Origin of the sequence: Blautia sp. HCP3S3_D9 (assembly GCF_052063845.1) — a bacterium.
In the GTDB taxonomy this organism is placed as follows: Bacteria; Bacillota; Clostridia; order Lachnospirales; family Lachnospiraceae; genus Blautia_A.
This window is the reverse complement of record NZ_JBQHWS010000012.1, coordinates 46881-57746: the sequence shown is the minus strand read 5'-3', so window position 1 is coordinate 57746 and position 10866 is coordinate 46881. Positions and strand designations below refer to the sequence as shown.

10 protein-coding genes and 2 pseudogenes are annotated in these 10866 nt (G+C 43.3%); 11 read left to right on the top strand and 1 reads right to left on the bottom strand.

Going from position 1 to position 10866, the window contains the following annotated elements; translation table 11 throughout:
* From ACTNES_RS04615 to ACTNES_RS04570, 10 genes and pseudogenes are all read left to right on the top strand, one after another.
* Nucleotides 1-346: pseudogene (locus ACTNES_RS04615) on the top strand (ParB/RepB/Spo0J family partition protein); the annotation flags it as partial.
* 149 nt (nucleotides 347-495) lie between these two features.
* Entirely contained in the window at nucleotides 496-1377 is an 882-nt protein-coding gene (locus tag ACTNES_RS04610; protein ID WP_291810371.1) for a response regulator, read from the top strand.
* A gap of 30 nt (nucleotides 1378-1407) precedes the next feature.
* Nucleotides 1408-3309, top strand: a complete 1902-nt coding sequence (locus ACTNES_RS04605; protein WP_291814736.1) for an ABC transporter substrate-binding protein — start codon at nucleotides 1408-1410, stop codon at nucleotides 3307-3309.
* Nucleotides 3310-3343: 34 nt separating this feature from the next.
* Nucleotides 3344-5845 carry an ATP-binding protein gene (locus ACTNES_RS04600; RefSeq protein ID WP_441038633.1) on the top strand — a complete coding sequence of 834 codons (2502 nt, stop codon included), beginning with the start codon at nucleotides 3344-3346 and terminating at the stop codon, nucleotides 5843-5845.
* A 14-nt stretch (nucleotides 5846-5859) separates the two neighbouring features.
* Nucleotides 5860-6207: a hypothetical protein gene (locus tag ACTNES_RS04595; RefSeq protein ID WP_291810359.1), complete on the top strand. Its 348-nt coding sequence runs from the start codon at nucleotides 5860-5862 to the stop codon at nucleotides 6205-6207.
* 330 nt (nucleotides 6208-6537) lie between these two features.
* Complete coding sequence (locus tag ACTNES_RS04590) at nucleotides 6538-6678, top strand: hypothetical protein (RefSeq protein WP_291810356.1); 141 nt, start codon at nucleotides 6538-6540, stop codon at nucleotides 6676-6678.
* An 18-nt stretch (nucleotides 6679-6696) separates the two neighbouring features.
* Complete coding sequence (locus ACTNES_RS04585) at nucleotides 6697-6936, top strand: alkyl sulfatase C-terminal domain-containing protein (RefSeq protein ID WP_291810353.1); 240 nt, start codon at nucleotides 6697-6699, stop codon at nucleotides 6934-6936.
* Nucleotides 6937-7145: 209 nt separating this feature from the next.
* Nucleotides 7146-7478 (top strand): hypothetical protein, encoded by a 333-nt coding sequence (locus ACTNES_RS04580; RefSeq protein ID WP_216458739.1) that lies wholly within the window; start codon nucleotides 7146-7148, stop codon nucleotides 7476-7478.
* A 66-nt stretch (nucleotides 7479-7544) separates the two neighbouring features.
* A complete protein-coding gene (locus ACTNES_RS04575) occupies nucleotides 7545-8279 on the top strand; it encodes a LytR/AlgR family response regulator transcription factor (RefSeq protein ID WP_441038630.1) in 735 nt (244 codons plus the stop codon).
* A gap of 6 nt (nucleotides 8280-8285) precedes the next feature.
* A complete protein-coding gene (locus ACTNES_RS04570) occupies nucleotides 8286-9572 on the top strand; it encodes a sensor histidine kinase (RefSeq protein WP_441038628.1) in 1287 nt (428 codons plus the stop codon).
* Between the two features lie 86 nt (nucleotides 9573-9658).
* Here ACTNES_RS04570 and ACTNES_RS04565 read toward each other — a convergent pair whose 3' ends face one another.
* Entirely contained in the window at nucleotides 9659-10054 is a 396-nt protein-coding gene (locus ACTNES_RS04565; protein WP_300336063.1) for a hypothetical protein, read from the bottom strand.
* A gap of 162 nt (nucleotides 10055-10216) precedes the next feature.
* Between ACTNES_RS04565 and ACTNES_RS04560 the strand changes: the two are divergent.
* A pseudogene (locus ACTNES_RS04560) lies at nucleotides 10217-10827 on the top strand (ATP-binding cassette domain-containing protein); the annotation flags it as partial.
* Nucleotides 10828-10866: the final 39 nt, after the last annotated feature.

Genomic DNA, 10866 nt, shown 5'->3' with positions numbered 1-10866 from the left:
AAATGATGGATATGAAATGATCTCCGGTCATCGCCGGATGCATGCGGCACAGAAGGCGGGGTTAATAACAATACCGGCAAGTGTCAGAGAAATGACGGATGATGAAGCTGTGATTGCCATGGTAGATGCTAATATCCAGAGGGATGAGCTACTTCCGAGTGAAAAGGTATTTGCATATAAGATGAAGTTGGCGGCTATGAAGAGACAAGGGTGTAGACATAATTTAACTTCTGGTCAAAATGACCAGAAGTTATCTGGAAGCGTATCGAGAGATATATTGGCTGATCAAGTAGGAGAAAGTTCGAAGCAAATCCAGCGTTATATCCGCTTGACAGAACTTATCCCAGCTTTCTACCTGTGAGTATTCGCATAAAAACGGGCGGATGGTTGTGGTTGTATGCAAAACGATCAGGTAAAGAATATTGCGTATATATGTCATTTGTGTTATACTGACAAAACAGGAAGCAGAATGTATAAGGGAGGAGGCATAAAGAGATGACGACGACGGAAACTATCAATAATGTTTGCTCTGAACTTGGAATCACAAAAGCAGAACTTGCAAAGAGAATGGGGATGCTTCCGTCTTCACTATACAGAAAGCTGGCCAGAGAAAGTATGACTCTGGAAGAACTTCAGAAGTGTCTTGATATGCTGGGAGTTACGATTGAGTTCAACCTCAAATACCCGAACGGTCATGTACGAAGCTCCCGGACGAATTACGAGATACTCCTTGAAAGAATGGGTTTGATAGAAAAAGAACTGGAAGTTGCCAGGAAAACCGCGGAGTTTCAGATAAAATCATTAAAGGATCTGCGAACAGAGCTGAACAGCGCGGTCGGATCTGCTGAACTTGGCATGAGACATGAGTCCAAAGCAAAGGAATATCTGGAAAAGATTCAGCTGGTTCTATCCAATATGGAATCCACGATTGCCTATACGCTTGGTGAAAAGATATTTGAGGAGACGGCCGGTGAAGACCCGGAGAGTATGGAAGCGTTAGCAGGAAAGCGAGTTCTTCTTGTGGACGACAACGAACTGAATCGTGAGATCATGAAGGAAGTTCTTGTGGATCACGGTCTTCTGGTCGAAGAAGCCGAAAATGGAAGCGAGGCGGTTGCGGCCGTAAAAGTAAACGAACCCGGTTACTATCATTTTATCCTGATGGATATTGAAATGCCTGTGATGGATGGGTATGAGGCAACGATGATGATCCGGAAACTGCCAAACCGGATCCGGGCAAATATTCCCATTATCGCGCTTACCGCAAATTCGGTTCCGGAAAACCGGGAGAGAGCAAGAATGGTGGGAATGGATGAATTTCTTGCAAAGCCGGCAAATTCTGCTCGTATAATAAGAAGTCTGGCAAAATTTCAATGAGAATGAAAAACAGTGTAAAGGAGAAAACGAATGAGAAAGAAGAGAATGCGTAGTCTGCTGCTCTGTGTTATCATGGCTGCGACGATGCTTTCCGGGTGTGGAAATCAAAATGGAAGCAACGGAAAAACAGAAAAAGATGGAAAAATTTCTATCAGTATGTATATGTGGGATCGATCCATGTTTAAGGAGCTTACTCCCTGGCTGGAGAAGAAATTTCCCGACATTGACTTTACCTTTATTCAAAGCTACAACACTATGGAATACTATAAGGACCTGCTGGCCCGTGGAGAGGAGATACCGGATGTCATCACCTGTCGTCGATTCTCCTTGAATGATGCGGCTCCTCTGGCTGACCATCTGATGGATCTCAGCCAGACCGAGGTAGCGGGAACCTTCTACTCAAGCTACCTTGAAGTGAACCGTGAAGACAGCGGTGCGATCCGCTGGCTGCCCATGTGCGCCGAGGTGGATTCCATCATGGCCAACAAGGATCTGTTCGATCAGTATAACATCCCTCTGCCCACCAATTATTCCGAGTTTGTGGAAGCCATCGATGCGTTTGAGGAATTGGGGATCAAGGGCTTCCAGACGGACTGGGATTATGACTATTCCTGTCTGGAGACCATGCAGGGCTGTGCCATCCCGGAACTGATGAGTCTGGAGGGAACTCAGTGGCGTATGGATTATGAAAGTGAGACAGACGATCACCAGGTGGGCCTGGATGATACTGTCTGGCCCAAAGTCTTTGAAAAGTATGAGAAGTTTCTGAAAGATGTGCGCATCCAGCCCGGTGACGAAGAATTACGATTCAGCCCGGTCACCGAGGCCTACCGGAACGGACAGACTGCCATGATTCGAAACACTGCCGCTCTGTCAGACAATATCAGCAAAGAAGACGGTCTTAACAGTGTGATCTTGCCCTATTTCGGAGAAACCTCTGAGGACAACTGGATCCTGACCTATCCCATGTGCCAGGTGGCCGTTTCCAGTAAGGTGGAAGAGGACGAGGAAAAGAAGAAAGCCGTTATGGAGATCCTGCAGGCCGTATTTAGTGAAGAAGGGCAGAAGGCCGTTGCTGCCGGTACTTCTGTGCTGTCCTACAATAAGGAAGTAAATATTTCTTCCTCTCCTGCACTTAAGTATTCACAGGAATACATAGACAGCAATCACCTGTATATGCGTTTGGCCTCCACAGAGATATTTGCCGTATCTCAGGATGTAGGACACAAGATGATGACCGGTGAATATGATGCCCAGAGCGCCTATGAGGCATTCAATGCCCAAATCACCGACTATGTGGATCCGGAAGCGGAGGAAATCCTGTTCACGCAGAAGAATGGCTATTCCAATGACTTCGGTGAACATGGCAGTGCTGCAGCATCTTCTATGATGAATACCTTGCGTGCCGCTTTTGACGACCAGATTGCAGTAGGCTATTCCCCTGTGGCCAGCACTTCCATCTATTCCGGAACCTACACCCTGCAGCAGGCCAAGTGGGTTTTGACAGCCAGAAACGCCATTTACAGGGGAGAATACACCGGTGAGGAGGTTCGTCGTATCATGGAATGGCTGGTAAATGTGAAGGAGGACGGATCCAATCCCATCTATCATAGAAATCTGATGCCTGTAACCAGCGGTATGGAGTATACGGTCACCGAGACCGAGCGCGGAAAATTTACTCTGGAGGATATCACCATGGACGGTAAGTCCCTGGATGACAATGCCACCTACACCATGCTTCTGGTGGGGGCCGACACTTTCCTGGAGCATGAGACCTTCTGCAACTGCCCCATGCCCGATGATCTGAAATCCAAGCGGGAGGATTATCTGGTAAGTGATTTCTCCAGCCAGGAGTGTATGGAGGAGGCACTGGCAAAAACGAAACAATTTCTGGAGCCTACGGAATATGTGACGATTCTTCCGGCAAAATGAGGAATCGTAAAAAATCAGAAAGGAGGGCGGTGCTATGAAAAAGAGACTGTTTATTCTGCTGTTGGTGGTTTTGCTAACAACAGGAACGGTTAGTGCCGGTTTTGCCTATTTCGGCTTTGTGTCTCAAACGATTTATGAAGAGAGTACCGCCCACCTTAGTGAGATCTTTCATCAGGCGAATCAGACTCTGTATAATCTGGTTTCTGTCAACTGGAGCCGCATGCGGATGTGGGTCCCCTATCTGGAGAAGACGGAAAGCGAAACGGATATTATTGCTTATGTGAACCAGGCCAGGGAAGAAATCAATTTCACGGATTTTTATTTTATCTCTAGAAATGGAGATTACATCACACTGGAAGGGAAGAGGGGTTACCTGGATCTCAGAACGCAGCTTTCTCTTTTGATTCTGGAACAGCAGCCAGTGGTCGTCAACTCCGTTGTCCCGGACAAGCCGGAGATCATGGTATTTGCCGTTCCAACCAGGCAGGGTACCTATCGTGACTTTGATTATGAGGCGATTGCCATTACCTATAACAACTCTGACCTGGTAGAGGCTTTAAAGATTTCTACCTTTGACGGAGACGCCAGTACCTTTGCGGTTTTGCCTGACGGCCGGGTAGTTGTGGACAATGGAAGCGAGGATATGCAGGATATTTATAACTTTCTGGCTATGTTGAAAGATTCCGGCAGTCTTACCGACCGGGATCTTGAAGACCTGCGTCATGCTTTCCTTTCAGGCGGTTCCGGTGACATGGTGTTTGAATTAAATGACAGGGACTATTATTTAGTCTATGAATCTGCGAATTTTCAGGACTGGACAGTTCTGGGTGTGGTGCCTGCTGCTGTAGTCAATGCCAGCATGAATAAGATGCAGACGATCACCGTTTTTGTGGTGTCGGGAATTGTGATCGCTCTTGCCGTGATGCTTCTGCTTATGGTAATCCAGCAAAATCGGCAGAAGCTGAAACGGAAGGACTACGAGCTGCTTGCACGTGACGAGCTGTTCTCGAAAATATCCACCAATGTGGACGACGTCTTCCTGATGATGGATGCGAGAAACCTTCATGTGGAATATGTCAGTCCCAATATTGAGAAACTGGTGGGACTCTCGGAACAGCAGGTTCTCGGTAATATTTATGAGATAGAGAATCTTGTCAGGCAGGACGAATCGATTCACATATTAGATCAGCTGTCGGAAATTAAGCCCGGAGAGCAATGTGAGTGGAACAGAGAGTATATCCATCAGAAAACCGGTAAGGTGTTGTGGTTCCGTGTGGTCGTATTCTGCACAGACATTCAGGGAGCAAAGAAATATATTCTGGACTTGTCTGACCGGACGAAAGAGAAGAAAATCAATCAGACCCTTGAGGACGCAGTCCGTAATGCAGAAAATGCCAGCCGTGCAAAAACTATTTTCCTGAATAATATGTCCCATGATATTCGAACACCTATGAATGCGATCATTGGTTTTACCAACATTGCCAGGAAGTATGATCCGAAACCGGAGGTTATGGCATGTCTGGAAAAGATTGGAGAAAGCTCTGAGCATCTGCTGACTCTTATTAATGATGTGCTGGATATCAGCCGAATCGAGAGCGGAAAAATCAAATTTGCTCCTGTTCCTGCTGATATTACAGAAGTTGTAAATACAGTATTGAGTATTATGTACGGATTTCTGTCCAATCGAAGCCTTTCGTTTTTCACAAATATTGAGGAGCCCGAAGCAACCTGTGTGCTTGCCGATACGGTTCGTATCCGGGAGGTACTGGTGAATATTCTTGGAAATGCGGTAAAATTTACAGAGGATGGCGGAAGCATCCATTTTGAAACCAGCTATCATCCGGGTGCGGATGCCAGACAAATTATGGTTCGCTACCGGGTATCAGATACCGGGATAGGAATGACTGAGGAATTCATAGAGCATATTTTCGACGAGTTTTCTCAGGAGGAGAACAATGCGCGGACGCACTATAAAGGCACTGGACTTGGTATGGCCATTACAAAGAGGTATGTAGATCTGATGGGAGGCACCATTTCCGTGAAAAGCAGAAAAGGTGAGGGTTCCACCTTCACGGTAGAGCTTCCCCTGGAACTTACTGATGAAAGCAATGTTCAGAAGCAGGGATACTCCAACACCAATGTGGACTTGACGGGTGTGAAGATACTGTTGGCTGAGGATAACGACCTGAATGCGGAGATTGCAATGGTGCAGCTGGAGGAATTGGGTATCCGGGTGACCAGAGCCGCTGATGGCAAGGAAGCGGTAAAAACCTTTGCAGAGAATCCGCCAGGTACTTTTGATCTGATCTTTATGGATATTATGATGCCGGAGATGAACGGCTATGAGGCCACCGAGACTATCCGTTCCATGAATAATCGACAGGATTGCCTCAGCATTCCTATCATTGCCATGACTGCCAATGCCTTTGCAGAGGATGTTCAGGCATCTTTGGATGCAGGTATGAATGGCCATATTGCCAAGCCTATCGTCATAGATGAGGTGATCAAGGCAATTGCGCAAAATGTGAACAGATAAAAGCAGCCTGACTGATGAGGATTTCCGGAAAATCGGGAGCGGACCGGACGAATTTAGAAATACAACAAAAGGAAATGAATCGTAAAAGAGTTGCCGTCACTGGCAGCTCTTTTTCATATAATAGTGAAAATGTGAAATGGACGGATAAAACTTTGGCAGATCAGAAAATAGATAATCTATTAAATCTTGCAATGGATTCCACTGAAAGAGAGAGGGAGAAATCCTGGAATTTAAATGTTGGCTATGATGAAAAGATGCGTTTGTGGGATGTGATCGTGAAATACAGCGGTTCTGAGGAAGGGCTTTTGGGGGAAGGAATTACGGTTGTTCCTCTTCTTGGGGGATACGCCATTGTGACTTAGTGATGCCAACATAAGTAAAAATGGCTGTCCCTTCCATTTGTACCTATGTTGCTGCGACCACTTTTTTAGAGGAAGCCAGAAGACATCTGTGATGTCGAAAACGAGGGCATGGGGAATCGGAATCCCCATCAAGATGAAAACCCGTAAGTGAAGCAGTTGCCAAAATGGTACTACTGTTAAACACGGGTGGATCTTGCTCTTAGAAAAAGAACCTCTCACTTATATGGGAAAAGAGAGCCTCTTATACAACATGGAAATGAAAAAACCTCGCTATGGTAGAAATATGATTTTGTTGATATAATCACTATATAGTTCGGAGGGATTGATCAAATGGGATTGTTTAAGAAAAAAGGAAGAGCTGACATAGAAGCATGGGCAAAAGCCTTGATTCAGGGATATAAAAAAGGAATGCCAGTAGACAGATCAGTTTTGGAAAAGGAAATGGATCAGATTGGTTGTCTGAATCAATAGATTAAAATCAAGAATGATATGCTGAAAGATCTTCTGAAAGTACATCATGGTGTATTGCTGTATTACCTGGGAGAAGAAGATGAAAATGCAGATCTGACAATTAAGACAAAGAGAACAGGTATCCTTGCAATAGCGGCGCGTAATGAAGACGGTATGAGCAAACTTATTGAATCAGTAGAGGGGGATCAGGAACTTTATAAAGCATTCTGTGACAGTATGGCATCCCTGAAGCTGTATTTCAATATTGTGGAACCGTAATATCATTAAGGGTAGGAGTATTTTAAAAGAAGAATGTTTATAAAAGAAAAATATTTACAGAAGCTCAATAATATAACTGTAATAAATACATATTTTATACAGGGGATTGGGTAAGATTCATTCAAAAGAAGCTGTCACATATAGGTGGCGGCTTTTTTTGAAAATAAGAGAACAGTGCGGAGAATATAAAAGAGAAAAGGGGGAAAACAATGAAAATAATACTTTATGGTTACAAAACAACTTGTGAGTTATTTCAGATGCTTTTACCAGGGTATGATACAGAAATTCTGACGACACAGGAGGTGTTGATCCCGGCATTAATGGACGATGAGCCATCTGCAGTTTTTGTTCTTATGGATAATGCTGCCGGGATGGAAGGCGTTATTGCAATCAGACGAATTTATCCAGAACTTCCGATTGCATGGTTTTCCAGTGACCGTGATTTTGCACCACAGGCATTCAGACTGAATGTGGAATACTTTACAACTATGCCGATAAGTGTGGATAAAGTCGAGAAAGCTCTCAAAAAATGTGGATTTTAAGTTTGAGTATTGGTAAAATATAATAAACTTATAGCAAATAGAGTATAACAAGAGAAGGTGAAGAAAGTGCAGGAAGTTATAAGAGTTGCGGTCTGTGACGACATAAAAGAAGACAGGAACGCACTCATAAAGATTCTTTCAGACTATCTGGACAAAAATAATCTTTATGTGGAAATAGATGAATTTCCATCCGGCGAAGCTTTTCTCGCATCAGATACAACGAGATATCAGCTTGTTTTCATGGATATATTCATGGACAAACTGAATGGAATGGAGACAGCGAAGAAACGGATACGGGATAATAATAAAGTACAGATTGTTTTTGCAAGTACAAGTATTGATTTTGCAGCGGAAGCATTTACGATAGAGGCACTTCATTACATTGTGAAGCCTATAGAAGAAACACAGGTATATGGTGTTTTGGATAAGTTTTTTGACAGCTTTTATTCTATAAAAACGATAGAAGTAAAGGTAGGACGAATGGAGGAGAGCATCTATATTTCGGATATTTTGTATATAGAGGCAAAAGGCAAAAAAACGATCATACATATGAAATACGGCACTCTGGAGGCATCTCAGTCTCTTTCTGAGATGTCTCAGATCGTTCCTCAGGGAGAATTCTGTATGCCGATCCGCTGGGCACTTGTTTCTATGCGGGAAATTACGTCTATGCCGACAAATGTGCTGAAATTATCGGATCAGACAGAAATTCCTATCAGCCGTGGAAAGCGGGAAGAAATCAAAAGAGTATTTGCTGATTTCAGATGGGCACAGATGAGACGGAGAATGAGGGGCAGGTGAAAATAAATGACAAATATTATGGTGAGCTTGTTATGTATATTGGCTCATATACCGAGTCTTGTTTTACGATTTGTTCCATTTAAAGAACTTGTGTCAAAATGGCAGAGAAATTGGATATGGTCAGTTTATGGAGTGGGACTTCTGGCAGATTTTATGTTATGTCTGTGGATGGCTCAGAGAAACTACATATCAATAAGCTTCTACAAGATCAATTTGTTACTGTTCTGTGTGCTCATGGGAGTAGTTAATATTGTAGTTATCCGGGGGCATCTGAAAGAACATCTATTTACGTTCGGGCTTACAGCAGTGATTGTATGGATTGTTCTGGCAATTGCGGCATATATTACCGGAAGGATTGGATATCAGACGATAGAACAGGGACTGATCATTGAGAACATACTTGGAATTCTGATGTATGCAGCACTTTATCCGTGTTTCAGGAAGCTTATGATACATACTGTAAAACCTTTTCTGGGGATTGAAAGTGAGAATTATTGGAATACAGTATGGTTTATTCCGATTGCACTGTTCTTGAGCAGTATTTTGTCTCATGGACCGGAGGAATATACGGCGACTTTTCTGCAGGTGATAAGCAGAATTCTGATAGGGATCGCTGCTCTTTTTATCTGCCATAATATTGCGATGGATTATCGGCGGATCCAGGAAAAGAATCAGATGAACCAGCAGATCGAGATGCAGAAAAAATATTATCAGGCACTGACAACAGCAGTGGAGACAGAACGGGAAGTACGCCATAATTTTAAACACCAGCTTGCTGTGATAAAAAGATTCCAGGAAACCGGAAACAGCGCAGAATTAAAAGAATACTGTGACAGCCTGGAACTTAATCTTGCGGATATTACAGAGATTCCTTACACGGGAAATGCGGCAGCTGACGGCGTATTGTATCATTACGCATGTGTGGCAAAGGAAAGACGGATTTCTTTTACAGTATGCTGTAAATTAAATGGATTACCGATAGCTGATGCAGATTTGTGCTGTATCCTTGGTAATGCGCTGGATAATGCAGTAACTGCCTGTGAAAAATATGATAGAAAACGATATATTTCAATAGCAGCACAGAGAGAAAATAAATTATTGCTGTTGACAATAGATAATTCATTTGACGGAGTTTTACTGCAGAAAGAAGGAAAAATACTGTCGAAGAAACGGAAGGATGAAGAGGGGATTGGTATCCGTTACATGAAGCAGATTTGTGAGAAATATGGAGGAACAAGTCGGTTCCAGGCAGATGGAAGTCGGTTTGAAGCCAGCTTTATGTTGCCGTTATAAAATGGTTTTGTAATTAAAAATAGAATGTACCAGACTAAAACGAGCGAGAGCATCCAATATGCAGGATGCTCTCGCTTTTTTAGACCTTATTTTTTATGAAAAACAATAGCTCTGTCATAGATGATCTCGTAATAAGACGGACCTATATTCGTTTCGTCAAGATAAGCTCTGAATGCCAGCAGAAGATTACTTTCATTATCTACACCATAGAATTTACCTTTTTCATTATCTGTGGAATATTCGATAACAGCAGTATAGTCATCCATCTTGGTACGAGCCATTTTATAAACATAATACTGATCAGGATTTTCACAGTCATTACCGAGGTATTGATCTGCGCTTCCTTTGAATAAAGAGTCATATACACTGCATACTCCATTCAGCATTGGACGGCCGTAAAGAATAGCATTGGAGTAGCGGGCATTTCCTGTTTCTGTGTGGTTTACTCCATAAACAACAATAAAATCATCGTCTGAATTCAAGGTAAAATCTCTTGTCATCAGGTAAGTGGTATCACGGTTATCACCCTGAGCATTTCTATCGTTATAATAAGCGGTCAGTCCTTCCGGAACCGCAATATCTGTTTTCAGTTCTTCGTAGTCATACTCATCTGCATATTCAGCAATAATAGCATTTCGGATCGCATCCTTGACAACATCATCCTCGGTGTAGAGACAACAAAAGGCGGCTTCCTTCAGAAAGACAGCGCCAGAAAGAAAGTCGTAGAGCTGTCTGAGAAATACGGACTTGCCGTAGATCCGGATGCCATTATCGAAGACACAACGGTAGGCATGCAGCAGAGATCATGCAGGTAGCAGACAGATGCAGCGTTCTCAGAAAAGGCAAATACATCGGAACTGTAGACATTAAAGACACTACACCGGAAAAACTTTCCGCCATGATGGTAGGACGAGATGTCAATTTTATAGCAGACAAAGAGCCTGCAAAACCAGGCGAGGTAGTTCTTGATATCCAGAATATGTCTGTTGAATCCAAACGTCACAAAAATAACGCAGTAAACAACGTTTCCATGCAGGTACACAGAGGCGAGATCGTATGTATGGCAGGAATTGACGGAAACGGTCAGACAGAGTTTGTCTATGGACTTTCCGGTCTGGAACCATTAACAGGTGGAAAAATCGTTATGAACGGTCAGGATATCACAGAGATGTCAATTCGTAAACGATTGACATCAGGACTGAGCCATATTCCGGAAGACCGTCATAAACACGGTCTGGTACTTGACTATTCACTGGAAAATAAGCAGGACTTGATCAGATTTTCTCAGGAAATA

What these genes read in the sequence shown, in the direction of transcription:
- ACTNES_RS04585 (WP_291810353.1), top strand. Translation starts at nt 6,697, where the DNA reads ATGCTGAAAGATCTTCTGAAAGTACATCATGGTGTATTGCTGTATTAC.
- ACTNES_RS04600 (WP_441038633.1), top strand. Translation starts at nt 3,344, where the DNA reads ATGAAAAAGAGACTGTTTATTCTGCTGTTGGTGGTTTTGCTAACAACA.
- ACTNES_RS04610 (WP_291810371.1), top strand. Translation starts at nt 496, where the DNA reads ATGACGACGACGGAAACTATCAATAATGTTTGCTCTGAACTTGGAATC.
- ACTNES_RS04580 (WP_216458739.1), top strand. Translation starts at nt 7,146, where the DNA reads ATGAAAATAATACTTTATGGTTACAAAACAACTTGTGAGTTATTTCAG.
- ACTNES_RS04595 (WP_291810359.1), top strand. Translation starts at nt 5,860, where the DNA reads ATGAGGATTTCCGGAAAATCGGGAGCGGACCGGACGAATTTAGAAATA.
- ACTNES_RS04570 (WP_441038628.1), top strand. Translation starts at nt 8,286, where the DNA reads ATGACAAATATTATGGTGAGCTTGTTATGTATATTGGCTCATATACCG.
- ACTNES_RS04590 (WP_291810356.1), top strand. Translation starts at nt 6,538, where the DNA reads ATGGGATTGTTTAAGAAAAAAGGAAGAGCTGACATAGAAGCATGGGCA.
- ACTNES_RS04605 (WP_291814736.1), top strand. Translation starts at nt 1,408, where the DNA reads ATGAGAAAGAAGAGAATGCGTAGTCTGCTGCTCTGTGTTATCATGGCT.